The organism is Brevibacterium sp. MGP-B1, assembly GCF_057766545.1.
Window position 1 is genome coordinate 3,305,867 of sequence record NZ_CM173407.1, and the last position, 19,695, is coordinate 3,325,561.

The following is a 19,695-nucleotide window of genomic DNA, read 5'->3' on the forward strand; positions in this document are numbered from 1 at the left end:
TCTCATTCACTCGATTCCTGACCGCGTCGGCCGCGGTCGCTTTCCGCACCATCGACAACACGTCCTTGGTGCCCTTCCCGCCCGACAGAGAGACCAGCCCCACCGGCACCGCCGTCGGAGTCGGAAAGCATGTCAGCAGGTGCCAACCGGCGGGCAACATGGTACATGACCAGCATAGATATCGTTCCCAAGGCAATTCCCGAGAGGACGAAATCCTCGCTGAAGTTCAGGCTCACATCGCCGATCGCAATGATCAGGCCCGCCGAGACAGGCACGATGTTGAGCGGGTTAGCGAAGTTCACGCGGTTCTCGATCCAGATCTTCGCGCCCAGCATGCCGATCATGCCGTAGAGGACGACGGTGATGCCTCCTAGGACACCTCCGGGTACCGCTGAGATGAGGGCGCCGAACTTCGGCGAGAGGCCGAACAGGATCGCCACCAGAGCGGCAACCCAGTAGGCAGCTGTCGAATAGACCCGAGTCGCTGCCATGACTCCGATGTTTTCCGCGTAAGTCGTCGTCGGAGAACCGCCCACGGAAGTGGCGACGACGGTTGCGACGCCATCGCCGATGACGGCACGCCCCATATACTTGTCGAGCGGGGCTCCCGTCATCTCTTCCACGGCTTTGACGTGACCAGCATTCTCGGCGACGAGGGCGATGATGCCAGGAAGCATGACGATGATAGCCGCGGCATTGAAAACGGGCAGATGGACACCGACGACTCCGGCCGCGGTGTCGGTCATGGGCGGAAATCCGATCCAGGGCGCCGCAGCGACACCAGAGAAGTCGACACGGAAGTGGGTCGTCACCTCACCGGCGGTAGCACTGAAAGAGGTGATCTGGCCGAACACCTGGTCGAAGATCCAGGACAGCACATAACCGAGCACAAGGCCGAGGAAGACAGCGATGCGACCAAGGAAGCCGCGCACCCATACTGATACGAAGACGATGAAGACCATGACGATGACGGCGATCCACTGGTCCTGAGGCCAATAGGTGTTCGCAACCACCGGTGCGAGATTGAAGCCAATAAGCATGACGACGCCGCCGGTGACGACGGGCGGAAGGACTTTCATCAAAGCCGCAGAGCCGATGTAGTGGATGAACGTACCGACGAGGGCAAGGATGACGCCCGAAACCATGATCGCACCGGTGACCTCTGCGGGAGTACCTCCCTGAGCGGTGACAGCTGTGACGCCCCCGACGAAGGCGGCCGAGGTGCCGACATAGCTGGGCACCTTGCCCTTGACGATGAGCAAAAAGATGATCGTGCCGACTCCGGACATCATTACTGCCAGTTGCGGATTGAGCCCCATAATGATCGGGAAGACGAAGGTCGCTCCGAACATCGCAACGACGTGCTGGACGCCGAGCCCTACGGTTCTGCCCCACGTCAGGCGCTCGTCCGGAGCAACAGCCTGCCCAGGCGCTATGGTTTTTCCGTCGCCGTGGAGCTTCCAGGAAAACATCGACATGTGCCTCTCCTCATCGTTGAGAATTGCCGGCTCCGATACATGGTTCATCAGTGATATAGGCCGCTTGACTCGATGTCTGCACGGTTGCGGACCACTCCGACTCAGGAACCGACTCTATTGCGCCCTCGAGTCCTGTATCACGTCATTTCCTGCCAAAGAAAGTCCTGGACCTTCGGCAGTCTTCGCCAATTTCCCTGCTCGCAACATTCCTGCTCCGCAGATCCCGAACCCGCGCCTTCAGGGCAGCTTGACGATCTGCAGGGCGAGCGCGAGGGAGAGCCGCAGGTCCGGGTCCTCGGTGAAGGGACCGACCATCTGCTAATCGACGATGCGTTCGTTGTTCAGCTCCTGGTTGTCGTCGAGAGTAAATCGCCGTTTGTTATCGTCTTCTCCGATCATGCCCGATCGGGATATCTCTCGGGTGTCTGTTGCGGCCGCACGCATAGACGCCGGAGCTAGCCACCGAGCCAGGTGGTACATGGCCAACATGAGTATCGTTCCCAGTGCGATTCCTGAGACGACGAAATCATCCGTAAAATTCACGCTCACGTTGCCGATAGCCATCACAAGGCCGGCTGCCACCGGCACGATGTTCAGAGGATTGCTGAAGTCCACACGATTCTCGATCCAGATCTTCGCACCCAACAGACCGATCATCCCGTAGAGGACAACGGTGATTCCACCGAGAACTCCTCCTGGCACCGCAGCTATCAGAGCACCGAACTTCGGCGAGAGGCCGAAGAGTATGGCGGTTAGGGATGCGACCCAGTACGCCGCGGTCGAGTACACTTTCGTCGCCGCCATCACACCAATGTTCTCAGCGTGCGTCGTTGTCGGGGATCCTCCAATCGCCGTTGCTGCGACTGTTGCCACGGCATCGCCGATCACCGCTCTCCCCATGTACCGGTCCAAGCGCTCTCCCGTCACCTCTTCAACAGCCTTGACGTGACCGATGTTCTCGGCGACGAGGGCGATGATGCCCGGAAGCATCACGATGATGGCGGCGGCATTGAAGACGGGAAGATGGACGCCGACGATACCGGCCGCGGTATCGGTCAGAGGCGGAAAGCCGATCCATGAAGCGGCCTCGACCCCTGAGAAGTCGACCCGAAAGTGGGTCGTCACCTCCCCTGCAGTCGCACTGAAGGAGGTGATCTGGCCGAACACCCGGTCGAAGACCCACGACAGCACATATCCGAACACGAGGCCGAGGAATACAGCGATGCGACCGAGGAAGCCGCGTACCCATACAGACACAGAGACGACGAAGACCATGACGATGATCGCTATCCACTGATCCTGCGGCCAATAGGTGCTGGCCACCACCGGCGCGAGTTTGAAACCGATGAGCATAACCACGCCACCAGTGATGACAGGCGGAAGCAGCTTCATCACCACGGATGCGCCAATGTAATGAATGACGGCGCCGACGAGGGCGAGGATGACGCCGGAGACCATGATCGCACCGGTGACCTCGGCGGGAGTGCCTCCTTGAGCGGTGACAGCGGTGACACCGCCCACGAAGGCCGCCGAAGTGCCGACATAGCTGGGCACCTTCCCGTTGACCACGAGTAGGAAGAGTATCGTGCCGACACCGGACATCATCACAGCGAGCTGGGGATTGAGCCCCATCACGATCGGGAATACGAATGTGCCCCCGAACATGGCGACTACGTGCTGGACACCGAGTCCGACAGTCCGCCCCCCAGTTGAGACGCTCTCCGGGAGCCACGCTGCCACCCGGTTCTATTGTCTTGCCGTCTCCATGCAGCTTCCATTTGAACATCAACATATAAGCCACTCCTCCTCGTTGAGAAATGCCGGCCGTGATTCTTTGCCTGAGGAGCAGAGCCACCTGAAACGGCGCCTCAGCGACGGTGTCTCACCCCGGCTCAGCAAACGACTTTATGACGAGGAAATGATGTTCTTCACGTCATCTTCTGCCGAAAGGTGCGACTAATAATCATCACTATCCGCCAAGCATGTTAATCAGGTAAAAGCGCGCCTTCAGGGCAGCTTGACGATCTGCAGGGCGAGCGCGAGGGAGAGCCGCAGGTCCGGGTCCTCGGTGAAGGGACCGACCATCTGCTCGAGCTTGCCGATCCGGTAACGCAGAGTGTTGTAGTGGAAGAACAGCGCCCGCGCGGTCTCGGCGACGTTGAGATTATGGTCGAGCAGCTCCTGCAGGGTCTCGCGCAGCCCCGCGTACTCCTCCTTGGCATCAGTCGCCAATGGTCCGAGGACCTCTTCGGCGAAGTTGCGCAGCTCCTTCCGCTCCCCGACCTGGAGCAGCAGTCGGTAGACGCCGAGAGAGTCATAGTGACGCAGACCCTGACCGCGGGCGAGCTGCCGGCCGACCTCGAGCGCCCGCATCGCCTCCTGATAGGCCGGTGCCAGACGCGAGACGCCCTCGGCGGGGCGAGAGATCCCGACGGAGAACTGTCGCCGTCCGCCTCCCCCGTGCCCCCTCACCGAGGAGACGAACTCCTCCAAGCGACGGACTATCCTCTCTCGTGGTTCCGCTGCCAGGAGCACGATCACCTGATCGCCCGAGCCGACTACCGCCGCACGAGGATCGAACTGGGAGACGACCTTCGTCCAAGCGTCGGCGAACAGCGACTGCATTGTGCGCTTATTGCTCGCGTCCGTGGAATCGGCTTCGGAATCCACCTCGGCGACCGCGATGCTGATCGGCCGATCGAGGTCCCAGCCGAGCGAGTGCGCGTGGGAGAGCACCCGGTCACTCGAGGCGATGTGACCGCGCAGCACTTCGAGGACGAAGTCGGTGCGGTACTTGCTCTCGACAGCGGTGATGGCCTGCTCGCGGGTGATGACGAGGGCGGCCGCGGCCGCGGCCTGCTCGAGCAGACGGAAGTCGCCCGCTCTCAGCGTCCGGGCGCCGAAGGCGACGATCCGGCCGAGGTTCGAAGCGGCGGGCAGAGTCTCGTCCGCCGGCCGCCGACCACCCTCGATGACGACGTTTCCCCAGTTCAGTGCCTCGTTCGCGGTAGTGTTTTCGTCTCGGCCGGGCCCTGTGCGTGCACTGCGCGCGTCTCCGCTGCCGCCTCGGGGTTCGCCGCGTCGACTGGAGCCGGCGGGTTCGTCCTCGACACGGAACCGACCGGAACGGTCGAAGCACTCGAGAGCGGAGACTTCGGCAGACGAGACCTCCGCATCGGCCGTGCGCAGACATCTCACACGGCCGTCAAGCGTCGTCACCGCAGCGGCCACGCCCGTCCACTGTGCGAGCATGCGGCACACGTCCGCGAGGTCCCCGCCGCCGACCACAACGTCGACGAGTTCGCGCATCGACGCCTCCGTGCGAGCGATGACCTGAGCGCGCCGGTCGAGATTGCCGGTGAGCACCTCCTGCATGATCTCGTCGAAGCCGACGTCCTCGCCGAGGTGGATGAGCGGCAGGCCGAGGGCATCCGCGGCTCTCACGGCAGCCTCGGGGATCTGCTCGAGATAGCGCCCGGATTTGAGGCCGATGGCCGCCAGTCCGTGCCGGTCGAAGGTCTCGAGCAGACCCGCGAGGTCCTCGGGACGGTCACGGATCGGATACGCGGTCGTGAGCATCAGCTCCCCGGGCTTGACCCAGGGCAGGATGTCCGGAACCTCCATGACGTTCGACAACTCGACGACTCTGTCGAGACCGGCGGCACCGCCGATGAGTCTGGCTCCACGCATGCTCGGCAGGCTGAGCACATCCGCCACGGTGAGGGATTCGGCGGAGAAACCGTGTCCTTCTCCCCCGTCGAATGTCAATTCCTGCTGACCACATCCCGAAACCTTGGCATCATTTGACATGCATTGACGATAACAGGGCGGGATACTCTGTCGAAATGAGGTCTCGGTCCGTGGTTCTTCCCGCCACCGCTTCCCTCCTGCCGGTCCCCCGGATCGATGCGGCACGGGTCGGCGGCGCTGAGCATTCCCCGATCGCCCGCGACCCCGCCGAAGTCCGCCGGGCCCCCGCCGAAGTCCGCCACGCTCCCGCCGAAGCCCGCCTGGCTCCCGCCGGGGTCGGCGCTATCCCCGCCGAGGTGGTCCATGTTTTCGCCGCGGGGCTCTACCTCGCAGTCGGCAACAGCGAAGGTCCCCGAGGTACCGGCCGGCGCCTGCTGCCCATCATGGGGCCTGGCGCCCTGGTGCTGCCCTTCGGGGTCAGTGTCCCGCAGCTCGACAGCACGCACCTCGCAACACTGCGGGTCGGAACCATTGCACGGGTGATCCCCGCCGTCTCACCGATGCGACTCGGCTCTCATCCGCCGATCTTCGAGCACCATGTTCCCTCACCTCGGTGGATCGGGTTCCCTGACTTTGCGCTCCACATCGTTCGCACGCACCGGCCGCTTCGTGTGAAGACACAACCGTGGAAGGGCATCGACCCAACAACGCTCGCCGCCCTGGCCGGCCATCTGCGGCCCGGGCTGTCGGATCTGGGCTCCCGTGCCGGTGACCTCGCCTCCGCCCTCCTCGACGAGGACGTCGCCGACACCGAGGCTGGGGTGCAAGCTCTCATCGGCGCCGGACCCGGCAGCACCCCCAGCGGTGACGACGCTCTGTCCGGCATCGCCCTCGCGCTCCGATCCACAGGCAGGAACCCTCCGCTCGATCTGCTTTCGCGCACAGTCGAACCTATTGACCTCGCCCAAGCGACTCCTGCACTGTCGGCAGCGCTCATCCGGGCGGCCGTAGCCGGTCACTGCGTGCCCGAGGTCGCCACGGCGATCGAAGCCGCTCACACGCTGCTCACCACGCACAGGAGAGAACCACCGCCTCGGTCAGCCGCCTTCGCAACCCCGGCAGCGGGTTTCCCCGCCGTGCTCTCTCCGCTCGACCGGATCGGACACAGTTCCGGCCACGACCTGTTCACGGGGTTCCTCGCCGCCCTCACAGCTCTCACCTGCAGCCGCCCAACGCGGCCGGGAGCGAGCCGTTCGCTGTCACCATCCCGGCCTCCAACCGCGGCGACGATCTGCATCCGGGGCGGCGACGGCCCGCGGACTCCGACCCAGCACTCATCGAAAGGGACTCATCCATGCCACGCTCACTGACCGTCCGCCACGGCGTCTACGTCGACTCGGTCGCCCTCATGCAGGTCTCGACCGAGGTCAAGACCACTCCCGGGGTCGACGACGCCCTCATCGGGATGGCCTCGGAGCTCAACCTCGACCTCATCCGTGGAGCCGGTTTCGACATCGCCGAAGAGGTCACTCCGAACGACCTCATCATCGCCATCCGCGCGCAGTCGGAGGCGGCCCTGTCACACGGCAGCGACGCCGTCGACGTCGCCTTCGACAGGCTCACCGCCGCCGCCCGCGAGTCCACTGGCCCGGGCGGCTCCGTGCAGCCGGCGCTCACCGTCGAATCCGCGCTCGCCGGGTCCGACGCCGGGCTCACTCTCGTCTCGGTGCCCGGCGAGAGCGCCGGAGTCGAAACCCTCGCGGCCCTCGATTCCGGGTCCTCGGTGCTTCTCTTCAGCGACAATGTCGATGTCTCGACCGAGGTCGAACTCAAAACTCGTGCCGGCGAGCGCGACCTCATCGTCATGGGCCCAGACTGCGGCACTGCGATCATCTCAGGGGTCGGACTGGGATTCGCCAATGAGGTGCGCCGCGGGACCTTCGGCATCATCGCGGCCTCGGGCACGGGCGCCCAACAAGTCTCGGTCCTCCTCGATGCCGCCGGGGCCGGGGTCAGCCATCTCATCGGCACGGGCGGACGCGATCTCTCCCACGAGGTCGGCGGCCTCAGTGCACGACAGGCCCTACGGGCACTCGCCGTCGACGACGAGACCGAGCACATCATCGTGGTCTCGAAACCCGCCGACGCCGAGGTGGTCGCCGAGATCGAGGACCTCGCCGCCGAACTCGAAGTGCGTGTGAGCTGGGCGATCCTCGGCCCTGATTCCCCGAGTCTCACGGCTGGGGTCGAAACCGCCCTCAGCACAGCCGACTTCACTGTGCCCGAATGGCCGCACTGGGGAGTCTCCGAGCCGGCCGGGGCGCTGACCGGTTCGCTCATCGGCCTGTTCTGCGGTGGGACCATGGCCGATGAGGCGATGCTCATCGCGCGGTCCGCGCTCGGCCCGATCTCTTCGAACATCCCCCTGGCCGGAGCTGAACTGGTGAGCGGAACGGCCGTCAGCGCCGACGCGCACACCGTGATCGACTTCGGTGCCGACGAGATGACCCGAGGCCGGGCCCACCCGATGATCGACCCCTCGCTGCGTCTGCAGGCGATCCGGGATCTCGGCCCTTGGGCCGGTGTGCTGCTGCTCGACCTCGTGCTCGGCCACGGCGCCCACGCGGACCCCGCCGATGATCTGGCCGCAGCGATCACCGAGGCCAAGTCGGCGGCCGCCGAAGAAAGCCGAGTCCTGCCCGTCGTGGTCAGCCTCATCGGCACGAGTGCCGATCCGCAGGGCTTCTCTGCCGCCGTCCGCGCGCTCGTCGCCGCCGGCGCCGAGGTGTTCCTCTCGAACGCTGAGGCGAGCGCCCGTGCACTCGCCCACCTCGGCTACGAGGCACAGGTGAGTACGGTCGCCGAATCCTCGATGCCACCGTCGCGCGCCTGCCCGAATTCCTCCGGCGCACAGGCAGCGACCGACTCAGCCGACACCCAGAGCCTCTCGGGCCTGCTCGAAACCGCACCCTCCGTGGTCTCCGTGGGCCTGAGCCTCTTCGCCGAGGAGCTGCGTGCCCAGGCTGTGCCTGTGACGGAGGTTCCGTGGAAGCCCGCCCTCGGCGATCCGGCTGCGCTCTATCAGGTGATGGCCGACCCCCGTCGCCGTGAGGCGAACGCCCAGGCGGTTGAGCGCATGCTTGCCGCGGGGGCCGAAGTCGTGGGGCTTCGACCGGCCCGCGAGTGCCTCGGATTGCGCGAGGACGAGTTCCTTCACTCCGGCCCTCCGCTCGAGTGGGACCGAGCCTCTGGCCCGATGCGCGGGGCTCTGGCCGGCGCCGTCGTCTTCGAAGGACTCGCCGAGACGTTGGAGGCAGCGGAGGCTGGTCTCGCCGATGGCCGTTTCTCCTTCGCCCCCTGCCATTCCCGTGACGCGGTCGGGCCGATGGCCGGCGTGGTCAGCCCCTCGATGTGGATGTTCGAGCTCGTCGACCCGGTCCACGGCAATCGCGCCTACTGCTCTCTCAACGAGGGCCTCGGCAAGGTGCTGCGCTACGGCGCGAACAACGAGGAAGTGCTCACTCGCCTGAACTGGATGCGCGTTGTGCTCGGCCCCGTGCTCGCCGCGGCCGTGGCCGCCACCGGGCCGCTGGACACGAAGAATTACGTCACGCAGATGCTCCAGTCCGGGGATGAGGGGCACAACCGCAATCGGACGGCGACCCTGCTCTTCCTCCGTGACATCATGCCGAAGCTCTTCACCCTCGACTTCCCCGATGACGACCTCGCCGAGGTCGCGCGCTTCCTCGGGGCCAACGACTACTTCGCGCTCAACCTCGTCATGCCCACGTGCAAGCTCGCCATGGCGGCAGCGAAGGGGGTGCCCGGCTCAACTCTCGTCGTCACCATGGCCCGCAACGGCACGGACTTCGGCATTCAGCTCGCCGGCACCGGTGAGCAGTGGTACTCGGGCCCGGCGCAGATCGCCGACGGTCTCTACCTAGGCTCCTACGGCGTCGAGGACGCCAATCCCGACATCGGCGACTCCGCGATCACGGAGACCGCGGGCATCGGCGGCCTCGCGATGGCCGCAGCCCCCGCGGTCGTGCGTCTCGTCGGAGGGGATGTCGCCTTCGCGGTCGACACCACCCGACGGATGTATGAGATCACCCTCGGCGAGCATCCGCAGCATCAGATCCCCGTCCTCGAGTTCCGCGGGGTGCCGAGCGGAATCGACCTCGCGAAGGTGGTCCGTACGCACGTGCTGCCGCAGATCAACACCGGTATGGCCGGGAAGGTGGCCGGAGTCGGCCAGGTGGGCGCGGGACTCGTCACGCCGCCGGCCGAATGCTTCACCTCGGCAATCGAGGGCCTGAGCGCACATCGGCGCTGATGCCCTGCGCCCATCGGGGCAGACCGCCGTCAGCGGTGGATCGCTCCGGTGGTCGCGCTCAGGGGCGCCCCGGTGCCCTGCGACCTCTCGGCGAGCACTTCGGCGAGGATCGAGAGCGCGGTCGCCTCGGGAGAGCGTGCGCCCAGGTCGAGACCGATGGGACCGTGGATCCGCGCGATCTCCTCCTCGCTCGCCCCGGACTCGAGAAGAGCCTCGGTGCGTCGGGTGTGCGTGCGCCGGCTCCCCAGGGCACCGACATATCCGGCCGCAGACCGGACGGCCTCGAGGAGGACCGGGACGTCGAACTTGAGGTCGTGGGTGAGCACGGCGACCACGGTCGAGGCATCGATGCGACCAGCTGCGGCCTCGGCGGCGAAGTAGCGGTGGGGCCAGCGGACGACGACCTCGTGGGCCGCGGGGAAGCGCTCTGCGGTGGTGAACACCTGCCGGGCGTCGCAGACCGTGACTCGGTAACCGAGGAACCGGCCGAGCTCGGCCAGGGCCGCGGCATAGTCGATGGCACCGAAGATGAGCAGGCGCGGCGGAGGCGTCGAGGTGGTGACGAAGACGCGAGTGCCCGAGCCGAGGCGACGTCCCGTCTCATCGTATTCGAGGATCCCGGTGGCGCCGTCGGCGATCATCGCTCGGGCGTCGGTGGAGATGTGTCCGGTGAGGCGCTCATGAGCGAAGTCACCGTGCGCTCTCCCTTCCGTGTCGAGGGCGAGAATGCGGCTCGGTCCATCAAGTTCTGCGCCATCCTCCTCGGTGGCTCCCGGCAGCTCGAGAGCCAGTGCTGCCGCACGGGATCCGGAGACCGCCTCGAGGTAGATCCGCAGTCGGGAGACAGCGGCGGGCTCGAGGACGGGGGTGACGAGGACGTCGATCTGTCCTCCACAGGCCAGTCCTACTGCGAACGCCTCCGCATCGCTCGTTCCGTAATGGGCCGAGGCGGCACGACCGGTGCTGAGGACCTCGAGTGCGAGTTCGTGCACGGCGGATTCGACGCACCCGCCCGAGAGGCTGCCGATGACCTGTCCGTCCGCGGCGACGGCCATCATCGCGCCCGCCGGTCGCGGCGCCGATGACCAGGTCTTCGTCACCACGGCGAGTGCGAAGTCCCGACCTCCGTCCAGCCAGGCGAGGATCGCGTGGGCCTCGTTCATGCGTGCGCCCCCTGATCGGTCGCTGTCGGCACGGCGCTCGCTGTCGCGTCCACGGCGGTCACAGGCCCACGGGCAGCTCGCGGAGTCGCGAACGCGCCTCCGTCGCCGGTGCCATGCGCCGATCCCGGTGCAGCGATGAGGTCGGCGACGTTCTGCCACTGGGCGACGGTGGTCGCCGGAAGCACGGCCTCGGTATGTGCCGCCGCGACGGCCAGGCCTCGAGTGCGCGCTTCGAATCCTGCGCGTCCGGCGCGGGGATTGACCCAGAGGAACCGATGACTGAGTCGGGCCAGCCGCGCGCAGGCGGTGTCGAGCTCCGCACAGTCCCCGTGTTCCCAACCGTCGCTGATGACGACGAGGATGCTGCCGCGGACCAGGTCCTTCATCCGCCCGCTGAGGAGTTCGGTCAGAGAATCGCCGAGGCGCGTCCCGGCTCCCGCGTCGAGGACATCACTCAGCGCCGAGGCGACACCGTTGCCTCCTCGCCCGTGCCCGGCCGCAGCTCGTGTGCGTCCGTCGACTCTGGTCAGGCGGGTCCCCGCCGTGAAGCAGCGGGCACCGAGCACTGCGGAACCGCGGGCGAGGAAGCGCAGTGCGGGCTCCCGCCATACGGTCATCGAGGCGGACACATCGGCGACGAGGGTGACGGGACGCCGGCGATGGAGGCTGCGCCTGCGCGGGATCGCGGAGATCTCCTCGGAGCGGATGAGCCTGCGCAGGATCCGTGGGGCGTCGATGATGCCGGTGTGTCCCGGGCGAGTCCGATGTGCAGGCCCGCGCGGTGGTCGGAAAACGAGGCCGTCGATGAGGGCGGCAGCTTCACTGCCGTGTTCGAACCCGAGGTCGACATGACGCAGATGTTCGGTCCGGCCCGCTTCGGTGATCTCGCTGGCCTCCCCGCCTGCGCCCTCGGTGCTCATCTCGGGCCGGGGGTATTCGACGTCGATGCCCAGCTCCTCGGCATCCTGTCTGCCTGCCAGTCCGAAGACGGCGTCGAAGATCGCGTCGTGGAGGCGAAGATGTTCGGGTCGGGTGCAGGTCAGCGCACGGGACGCGGCTCGGACCTGCTGCGGATCGAGCGGGTCGAGGCAGGCCGCGGCCGTGATGAGCGACCGCACCGCGTCCGGTTCTGCGGGCAGTCCCGCGGCCCGCAGCCGGATGCCAAGGGTCAGGAAGGTGTCCGTCAGGGTCCTCACGTTCCATCGCCTCCGGATGGGCTTAGAACCGTGCGGGCGGCGGCGAGGTCGTCGGCGTCCTTGAGAACGGCGGAAATCGTCGCCGCGATCGCTGGGTCGTCGAGTTCGCCGAGGCCGAGGGCGTGCAGGGCGCGCAGCCAGTCGATGGCCTCGGCGGTGCCGGGAGGTTTGAGCAGATCGGCGCTGCGGAGTCGGTTGGCCGCAGCGATGACGGCCCGGCGCAGGGACGCGTCGGCCTCGGGGACGTGCAGGGAGAGGATCCGTGATTCCGCCTCGGCGCCGGGCTGGTCGAACCACTGGTAGAGGCAGCGTCTGCGCAGGGCGTCGTGGAGGTCGCGGGTGCGGTTCGAGGTGAGGATGACCAGCGGCGGGGTCTGCGTCGAGATCGTGCCGAGTTCGGGCACGGTGACCGACCAGTCGGCGAGCGCCTCGAGCAGCAGGGCGTCGAATTCGTCGCCGGCGCGATCGATCTCGTCGATGAGCAGCACTGGTCGCGGTTCGTCGGGCCCGAGTCCCCGCGAGTCCTCGATCGCGCGCAGGATCGGACGGGCGAGCAGGAAGGCCCGGTCGTGGAGCTCATCGTCGAGGCGGAGCGCGTCGATGCGCTCCCCCGCCGAGCCGGACGCCGCCTCGATCGTGCGCACGTGGAGGATCTGCTTCGCGAAGTCCCAGTCGTAGAGCGCTTGGCTGGCCTCTAGCCCGTCGTGGCACTGCAGCCGGATGAAGGGGCCGCCGGAGGCGCGGGCGAGCGCGCGGGCCAGACTCGTCTTGCCCACGCCCGGGAAACCCTCGCACAGCAGGGGTTTGCCGAGGCGGTGGGCGAGCACACAGGTGGTCGCGAGTTCGGGTGCGACGATGTGCCCCACGCGCTCCAGCTCCTGTGCCAGGGCACGGGGATCGTCGAAGATCGTCATGGCTGCGTCGCCTCCTCCCGAGTCGAGTCTACTGATCGTCTCTGCTCTCTCGAACGTCCGCTGCCACCCGGTCATCCGAGTGCGTCTGACCGTGCGAACTCACGGCGGTGCCGACTCTCCCGGTCACCGCCGCGGCGAGCTGCGAGAGCTCGGCGATGACGGCTCGTGATCCGCCGTTGTCGACGAAGTCGAGCAGCGCGTCGACCTTCGGTCCCATCGAACCGGAAGCGAAGGTGCCGGTGGCACGCAGGGCTTTGAGCTCGGCTGCGGTGACGGCACCGACATCGCTCGCGTCCGGAGTGCCGAAGCCGGCGACCGCGCAGGGCACATCGGTGGCGATGATGAGCAGATCCGCGCCCACCGAGGCGGCGAGCTTCGCGGCACTGAGGTCCTTGTCGATGACCGCGGAGACCCCGGCACAGCCCCCGTCTCCGGGCACGACGGGAATACCGCCCCCGCCGGCGGCGACGACGATCCAGCCGGAGTCCGCGAGGAAGGAGATCATCGGGGTCTCGAGGATCTCGACGGGGCCCGGAGAGGCCACAACGCGACGCCACCCCTTGTCGCCGAAGTCCTTCCAGGTCTGACCGTGAGCGGTCATCTCCGTGGCGAAGTCCGCATCCTGATAGGACCCGATCGGCTTGACCGGGTCGACGAACGCTGGGTCGTCGGGGTCGACGACGGTGCGGGTGACCACGGCGGCGACCTTGTTCTCCAGCCCGCGGGCTGCGAGTTCGCGTTCGAGGGCGCTGACGATCGTGAAGCCGATGGTGCCCTGGGTCTGCGCTCCGCACCAGTCGAGGCTCACGGGCGGCAGCTCGTGAGCGGAGAGTTCGTTTTTGCGCAGGATGTTGCCGACCTGCGGCCCGTTGCCGTGGGTGATGACGAGTTCGTGTCCGGCCGCGACGAGATCGGCCAGATGCACGGCCGCGGCGGCGATTGCGCGTTGCTGGGCCGACGGAGACGGATCTCCGTCGGGCCCGGTCATCGCATTGCCGCCGAGAGCGACGAGGACTCTCACAGCCAGTCGACCGCCGCAGCTGAGGCTCCGTCGACGGAGAGCTGGGCATAGCCTGGTCCACGGTCGAAGAAGGGCTCGTTCGCATCCCGGGCGGCCCGCATCTGCTCGCGCAGCGCGGTCGTGGCCGCCTCGTCGGCCTCGGCACCGTCGACTCCGGCGGCATCGGCGCCGACGGATGCGTTCGGATCGGCAGTGACGACGACTCCGTAGGACTCACGAGCGCCGGCGATGCTCACCTTGCCCCAGCTGACGTCTCGGACCACCTCGGCGATCGGACGGTCGAGGGGGTCGCCCCAGCCTCCACCGCCCGTGGTGCGGATCCGCACGACCTCACCGGCGCTGATGACCTCGGCATCGGCGAGCGCATCGATCTCACGTTCGTTCGGGCCTCCCGGATCGATGGTCACTTCGAACGGCTTGCCCGCCTTTCCGCCCTTGACGCCCCAGCACGCGAGGATCGAACGGTCGGCGATCGACATGAAGTGTCCGTCGCGCAGCATCCGGATGTGCTTCTCGTAGCCGAGACCGCCGCGGTAACGACCGGCACCGCCTGAGTCGACGGCCAGACCGAGGCGTTCGACGCGGAACGGGAACCGGGACTCAGTGAATTCGGTGGGCAGGTTCCGGGAATCGGGGACGACGTGGATCGTGTCCTCGCCGTCGGAGTAGTAGCGTCCGCCGGAGCCTCCGCCGAGGACCTCGCGCATGAGGTAGTCCTTGCCGTCGCGGTCCTTGCCATAGACCCCGGTGTAGCGGATCGTCTCCTGGTCCGCGGGCATGCGGCCGTCCACGGCCTTCGCGACTACGCCGGCGAGGACACCGAGGAGTCGGAGGATGACGAACGTGCGTGCGTTCGTCGGTCCGGGGAACTCGGGGGTAAGCAGGGTGCCCTTCTCCGGGAAGCGCATCTCGATGAGCGGCACGATGCCCTCGTTGACGTCGAGTTCGCCCATCCGCTCGGGAGTGTCGGCGAGGTTGCGCAGGATCGGGGCGAGCCACTTCTTAAGGAAGTTTCCGCCCACATAGTCACCGCAGTGGTTGATCGGTCCCGCGGCCTGGGCGGCGGTGCCCGTGAAGTCGACGATGAGCCGCGGTCCGTCGTCCGGTCCCCCGGTCGGCGTCTTCGTCAGCGTGATGCGCTGGGTGTGGAGCATTGGGTCCGAGACGCCGTCGTGCTCGGCATAGTCCTCCCAGACGTACTGGCCGTCGGGGATCTTCGACAGGATCTCACGGCGGTAGATCTCAGTGGAGTTCTGCAGAATCGCGTCGAAGGCCGTCTCGACGGTCTCGACTCCGTAGCGGGTGAAGAGTTCCGAGAGACGACGAGCGCCCATCAGGCAGGCCGAGCACTCGGCGTCGAGATCGGCCGACAGCGAATCCGGCATCCTGGAGTTGCGCGACATGATCCGCAGTGCGGACCTGTTCGGAACCCCTTCGGACCACAACTTGATCGGCGGGATCATGAGGCCCTCTTCGAAGACGCTCGTCGCCCCTGAGGGCATCGAACCGGGGCACGCCCCGCCGATGTCGTCGTGGTGGCCGAAAGCCTGGACGAAGCACACGACCCGTCCCTCGGCGAAGACGGGAACGGTCACGCACATGTCCGGCAGGTGGCCGATGCCGCCTTCGGATTCGTAGACGTCGTTGTGGAAGAACACATCGCCTTCGCGCATCTCCTCGATGGGGAAGTCCCGGACGACGGGGTGGACGAGTGCGGAGTACGAACGGCCGGTGAGCTTGCGCAGCTGCCGGTCGTGGATGCCGGCGCGGAAGTCGTGGGCATCGCGGATCATCGGGGAGCGTGAGGTGCGCGAGATCGAGGTCTCGACCTCCATCTCCACACTGGCCAGGGTGCCTTCGACGATCTCGACGATGATCGGGTCGACGCTCGACCCTTCCGCGGTGAGGCGATTGCCGTGCTCGTAGGCGGTCGGCAGGCCGGCCGGGTTGATCGGCGAGGCGGCGATGTAGTCGGCGAGCTCCTGGCCGGTCAGGGGTTCGGTGCGCAGCATCGAACCCGAATCGACGGCGCTCGTGTTCGCTGTGGTGGTCACTTGCTGTCCTCCTGACCGGTGGTGCGGGTGATGATGATGTTGGCCGCGCGATCGATGCGCGCGCTGAACTCGGGGTGCAGAGGCACCGTCGAACCGAACTCCTCGATGATCGCGGGCCCCGCGATCTCGTCACCGGCCAGCAGCTCCTCGCGCCAGTAGACCGGGGTGTCGACGAAGCCGTCGGCGGCGTCGAAGCAGACGGGACGGTGTCCGGTCTTCGCCCTCTCGTCGAGGGCGGGCGCACCGTCAGCCGAGGCGATGCTGCGAGTCTCCGGTCGCGTGATCGGTCCGATGCCGGACACACGGAGGTTGACCCATTCGACGAACTGGTCGTCGGCGGCGGCGAAGTCGTAGCCGTAGAGCTTGCGGTGCTCGGCGTGGAAGGCTCGGGTTACCTCGTCGGCCCATTCCCTCGTGATCGCGCCCGCCGGTGCCGGGACGCGGACCTCGAAGGCCTGTCCGAAGTAGCGCAAGTCGACCGAACGGTCGAACTGGTGCGCCGACGCGGGGAAGCCCTCACCGTCGAGTGCGGCGGCGGCCCGGTCTGTGAGTCCCGTGAAGAGATCGGCCACTTCGGCGATCTCGAGGCGGTCGTCGCGGCTGACGTGGGTCTGCACGTAGTCGTTCTTCACGTCGACGGTGAGCAGACCGTACGCCGAGACGTTGCCCGGGTCGTGCGGGACGACGACGCCGGCGAGGTCGAGGACGTCGACGAGGGTGCAGGCGAGCAGGGAGCCGGAGCCGCCGAAGGTCGCGAGCATGAAGTCGCGGACGTCGAGTCCGCGCTGGACGGAGATCTGGCGCAGGGCATTGGCCTGATTCCAGGCGGAGATCTCGAGGATGCCGGTCGCCGCCTTCTCCGCGTTCAGTCCGAGGCGTTCGGCAATCCGGACGATGCCGGACTTCGCCGCGTCGACGTCGAGCGGGATCTCCCCACCGAGGAGGTGGGGCGGGATCCTTCCGAGGAAGACGTGGGCGTCGGTGATCGTCGGCTCGGTGCCGCCGTTGCCGTAGCAGATGGGGCCGGGATCGGCTCCCGCGGACTGGGGGCCGACCTTGAGCTGGCCCTCCGGTGTGGTCCAGGCGATGGAGCCGCCGCCGGCGCCGACGGTGACGACGTCGATCATCGGGATCTTCGAGGGGTAAACGCCGACGGTTCCCTCAGTGGTCAGGGCCGGTTCTCCGTCGATGACGACGGTGACGTCGGTCGAGGTGCCGCCGCCGTCGCAGGTGAGCACCTGGTCGAAGCCCGCTTCCCGGGCGATGAGCCCGGCGCCGAGCGCACCGGCGGCTGGCCCCGAGAGCACGGTGGTGATGGGCTGGTGGACGACCTCTTCGGCGGAGAGGACCCCGCCGTTGGACTTCATGATGTAGAAGGGCAGAGCGGAGTCCTCGCCGACGCCGGTGTAGGCGTCGAGGCGTTCGTGGATGTTGTGCACGTACTTCGAGACCTTCGGTTTGACGGCCGCGTCGACGAGGGTGGTCATCGACCGCTCGTACTCGCGGTATTCGCGCAGCACCTCGGAGCTCAGCGAGACCGTCGCCTCGGGGTGGATCTCGGTGAGGATCTCCCGCATCCTCTGCTCGTGGGCTGGGTTGGCGTAGGCGTGGAGGAAGTTCACGCCCAGCGTCATCACGCCCTGATCCTTGAACCACTGGGCGACCTCGCGCGCCTGCGCCTCATCGAAGGGACGGACCTCGCCGCCTTCGAAGTCGAGCCGACCGGACACGGTCTTGACGAGGTCGGCGGGGACGATGCGTTCGGGCTTGACCCAGAAATAGGAGTTGCCGTAGCCGTCGGGCACGGCCTGACGGGCGATCTCGAGGACGAACTCATAACCTTCGGTGGTGATGAAGCCGAGACGGTCGAGCTTGCCCTCGAGCAGCTGGTTCGTCGCCACGGTCGTGCCGTGGCTGACTGCGCTGATGTGCTCCGCTGAGACCGAGTCGCCGAGCATGGCCAGCACCTTGTCGATGCCGTTGATGAACCCGTCGGCTGGGTTCGACGGCGTCGACGGAGTCTTCGTCGTCGTCAGAGTGCCGGTGGATTCGTCGAATGCGACGATGTCCGTAAATGTTCCGCCGGTGTCGATGCCGATGCGGATCCGTGGAGCGTGGGGCGACATCTTCGTCCTTCCAGGTCGCGTGGGATTTGTCACCATCTTTCCCGGTAGCCACGCTGACTGAACCGGCAAGAGCTGACAAACGCGAGTGCGTCTGTTGGCGAGAGTTCACAACAGGCTCTCGCCAAGGCTGGTGCGCAGCTCCTCGGCGAGCACCTCATCGAGGCTGCGGGCCTCGCGCCCGAGGATCGCCGGGATCCCGGCACTGCCGCAGGGCAGTCCGTAGCGATCGTAGTAGTCGAACATCGCCGTCAGCCATGCGCGTTCACGGGCGTCAATGCCGGAATCGGCGTGGGCTTCCTGGGCGGCGGCCCAGGCCGCTGGATTCGTCACCTCGAGGCCCACCTTGACGCCGAGGACCTCTCCCGCGGCCCGAGCGACGTCCCGGACGCTGACGAGCTCCGGTCCGCCGAGCTCAAGGGTCGCGCCGAGGTGGTCCTCGGTCGTGAGCAGCCGGGCGGCCGCCTCACCGACATCGCGCAGACCGATGAGCCCGAAGGGAGTGTCGGCGCTGTAGGCGACACTGATGGCGGGTGGAGCCTCGCGCAGTCCGGGCAGGAGGTTCTCCATATAGGCGCAGGGTTGGACGATCGTGAAAGGCAGAGAGCTCCTGCGCACTCGGTCCTCGGCCTCGGCCTTCGCGACGTGGTGCGGCATCGAGGGGGCGTAGGGAGCAGCCACCGAGTGATAGACGATGCGCTCGATGCCTGCTCTGTGTGACGAATCGAGGAGCATCTCGATGAGCCCGAGTTCGTCGCTGTGCAGGTTCGGGGCCATGAGGTAGGCGGCGTGACAGCCGCGCAGAGCGGCAGTGGGATCGGCCAGGTCCCTCCGCCCGAGAGGGACCGGTACATGGCCTGCGGCACTCACTGCGTCTCCGATTGCACGCCCGGTCTTCCCGGTGCCGGAGACGATGGCGACCCTTCGCGCTTCGGCTGCTCTGTTCGATGGGATCTGGGTCATGAGTGGGTTCCTTCCAAGTGCAATCCGAATTGGGCTGCGGCTTCCGGGGTGTCGACGTCGACCAGCCCATCGCTACCCGGCGGCAGCAGGTCCGCGCACTCGACGCCGGTGACGCCGCCGCTTCCCGAGTGGCGTCTGAGCATGGCCCGCAGCCCCTCGTCCCCGGCGGCGGAGGCGAGCGCTTCGGCGATGTGCTCGCGACCGAGGGCGACGGGGTGACCGGGAACCGAGTTCCACTGCGCTCGGGCGAGAGTCTCGGGGGCTGTCACATCGAGCAGGCGACCGTGCGCTTCGGCCGGGACGTCGGGCAGGTCGAGCAGTGAGATGACGACACCAGCGGCCGAGTGCGGCACAGCCCGCAGCCCGGCACACAGGGAGCTGCTCAGACCCTGACGGTGGTCTGAGTTCTCGACGATCCGTGCGCTGCGGGGCACCAGAAGGGACGCCTGCGCCGACACCGGGCCGAGCACGACGATGACGTCCGAGGCGAGTCCTCGTGCGGCTGCCGCCGTCAGCATCCTCTCGACCTGGTCAGTCAGCAGCGCAGTGCCGTCCGTGCGGCGCAACAGGGCCTTCGGCCCGCCCATCCGAGTTCCGCTGCCGGCGGCCAGCAGAAGAAGACTCGGTGCCTCATTCACCTGCTCCATGTGCCCAGACTGGCACCCCTGTCGCCGCTGCGCCACTGCACATCTCACCAAAGACGGACGGGGTCCGTCGTCAGATCTCGTGGTACCGGATGGCCGCCTCCGGGCGTATCGCT

General features: G+C 67.0%; 13 protein-coding genes. 2 read left to right on the forward strand and 11 right to left on the reverse strand.

The features are described from left to right. Positions 1-2: 2 nt before the first annotated feature. The 3 genes from AC3CD9_RS15045 to AC3CD9_RS15055 all read right to left on the reverse strand — a co-directional run bounded on the left by AC3CD9_RS15045 (position 3) and on the right by AC3CD9_RS15055 (position 5,288). Entirely contained in the window at positions 3-1,478 is a 1,476-nt protein-coding gene (locus AC3CD9_RS15045) for a uracil-xanthine permease family protein (RefSeq protein ID WP_488364725.1), read from the reverse strand. Between the two features lie 318 nt (positions 1,479-1,796). Then, on the reverse strand, positions 1,797-3,143 hold the full coding sequence (locus AC3CD9_RS15050) for a uracil-xanthine permease family protein (RefSeq protein ID WP_488364726.1): 1,347 nt from the start codon (positions 3,141-3,143) through the stop codon (positions 1,797-1,799). A 342-nt stretch (positions 3,144-3,485) separates the two neighbouring features. Then, positions 3,486-5,288, reverse strand: a complete 1,803-nt coding sequence (locus tag AC3CD9_RS15055) for a PucR family transcriptional regulator (RefSeq protein WP_488364727.1) — start codon at positions 5,286-5,288, stop codon at positions 3,486-3,488. A gap of 35 nt (positions 5,289-5,323) precedes the next feature. Between AC3CD9_RS15055 and AC3CD9_RS15060 the strand changes: the two genes are divergently transcribed. Together AC3CD9_RS15060 and AC3CD9_RS15065 are read left to right on the forward strand one after the other, a co-directional pair. Beyond that, positions 5,324-6,538 (forward strand): oxamate carbamoyltransferase subunit AllH family protein, encoded by a 1,215-nt coding sequence (locus AC3CD9_RS15060; protein WP_488364728.1) that lies wholly within the window; start codon positions 5,324-5,326, stop codon positions 6,536-6,538. Further along, a complete protein-coding gene (locus AC3CD9_RS15065; RefSeq protein ID WP_488364729.1) occupies positions 6,523-9,501 on the forward strand; it encodes a bifunctional FdrA/YlbE family protein in 2,979 nt (992 codons plus the stop codon). Before AC3CD9_RS15060 ends, AC3CD9_RS15065 begins: the two co-directional genes overlap by 16 nt. A 29-nt stretch (positions 9,502-9,530) precedes the next feature. On the opposite strand, the gene AC3CD9_RS15070 is transcribed toward AC3CD9_RS15065, so the two are convergent. From AC3CD9_RS15070 to AC3CD9_RS15105, 8 genes are all read right to left on the reverse strand, one after another. Further along, on the reverse strand, positions 9,531-10,664 hold the full coding sequence (locus AC3CD9_RS15070; protein ID WP_488364730.1) for an XdhC family protein: 1,134 nt from the start codon (positions 10,662-10,664) through the stop codon (positions 9,531-9,533). Next, positions 10,661-11,860 (reverse strand): VWA domain-containing protein, encoded by a 1,200-nt coding sequence (locus tag AC3CD9_RS15075; protein ID WP_488364731.1) that lies wholly within the window; start codon positions 11,858-11,860, stop codon positions 10,661-10,663. Before AC3CD9_RS15075 ends, AC3CD9_RS15070 begins: the two co-directional genes overlap by 4 nt. Beyond that, positions 11,857-12,774 (reverse strand): AAA family ATPase, encoded by a 918-nt coding sequence (locus tag AC3CD9_RS15080; protein ID WP_488364732.1) that lies wholly within the window; start codon positions 12,772-12,774, stop codon positions 11,857-11,859. The genes AC3CD9_RS15075 and AC3CD9_RS15080 overlap by 4 nt, the downstream gene beginning before the upstream one ends. A 28-nt stretch (positions 12,775-12,802) precedes the next feature. Then, positions 12,803-13,795: a carbamate kinase gene (locus tag AC3CD9_RS15085; RefSeq protein WP_488364734.1), complete on the reverse strand. Its 993-nt coding sequence runs from the start codon at positions 13,793-13,795 to the stop codon at positions 12,803-12,805. Beyond that, positions 13,792-15,849 (reverse strand): hydantoinase B/oxoprolinase family protein, encoded by a 2,058-nt coding sequence (locus tag AC3CD9_RS15090; RefSeq protein ID WP_488364735.1) that lies wholly within the window; start codon positions 15,847-15,849, stop codon positions 13,792-13,794. Before AC3CD9_RS15090 ends, AC3CD9_RS15085 begins: the two co-directional genes overlap by 4 nt. Then, complete coding sequence (locus tag AC3CD9_RS15095) at positions 15,846-17,975, reverse strand: hydantoinase/oxoprolinase family protein (protein WP_488364736.1); 2,130 nt, start codon at positions 17,973-17,975, stop codon at positions 15,846-15,848. The genes AC3CD9_RS15090 and AC3CD9_RS15095 overlap by 4 nt, the downstream gene beginning before the upstream one ends. 105 nt (positions 17,976-18,080) lie before the next feature. Beyond that, on the reverse strand, positions 18,081-18,935 hold the full coding sequence (locus AC3CD9_RS15100) for an SDR family oxidoreductase (protein ID WP_488364737.1): 855 nt from the start codon (positions 18,933-18,935) through the stop codon (positions 18,081-18,083). After that, positions 18,932-19,582: a nucleotidyltransferase family protein gene (locus AC3CD9_RS15105; RefSeq protein WP_209324367.1), complete on the reverse strand. Its 651-nt coding sequence runs from the start codon at positions 19,580-19,582 to the stop codon at positions 18,932-18,934. The genes AC3CD9_RS15100 and AC3CD9_RS15105 overlap by 4 nt, the downstream gene beginning before the upstream one ends. Between the last annotated feature and the right edge of the window lie 113 nt (positions 19,583-19,695).

Coding starts and splice junctions, on each gene's coding strand:
- AC3CD9_RS15045 (WP_488364725.1), bottom strand. CDS start 1,478: ATGTCGATGTTTTCCTGGAAGCTCCACGGCGACGGAAAAACCATAGCG.
- AC3CD9_RS15050 (WP_488364726.1), bottom strand. CDS start 3,143: ATGTTCGGGGGCACATTCGTATTCCCGATCGTGATGGGGCTCAATCCC.
- AC3CD9_RS15055 (WP_488364727.1), bottom strand. CDS start 5,288: ATGTCAAATGATGCCAAGGTTTCGGGATGTGGTCAGCAGGAATTGACA.
- AC3CD9_RS15060 (WP_488364728.1), top strand. CDS start 5,324: ATGAGGTCTCGGTCCGTGGTTCTTCCCGCCACCGCTTCCCTCCTGCCG.
- AC3CD9_RS15065 (WP_488364729.1), top strand. CDS start 6,523: ATGCCACGCTCACTGACCGTCCGCCACGGCGTCTACGTCGACTCGGTC.
- AC3CD9_RS15070 (WP_488364730.1), bottom strand. CDS start 10,664: ATGAACGAGGCCCACGCGATCCTCGCCTGGCTGGACGGAGGTCGGGAC.
- AC3CD9_RS15080 (WP_488364732.1), bottom strand. CDS start 12,774: ATGACGATCTTCGACGATCCCCGTGCCCTGGCACAGGAGCTGGAGCGC.
- AC3CD9_RS15095 (WP_488364736.1), bottom strand. CDS start 17,975: ATGTCGCCCCACGCTCCACGGATCCGCATCGGCATCGACACCGGCGGA.
- AC3CD9_RS15100 (WP_488364737.1), bottom strand. CDS start 18,935: ATGACCCAGATCCCATCGAACAGAGCAGCCGAAGCGCGAAGGGTCGCC.
- AC3CD9_RS15105 (WP_209324367.1), bottom strand. CDS start 19,582: ATGGAGCAGGTGAATGAGGCACCGAGTCTTCTTCTGCTGGCCGCCGGC.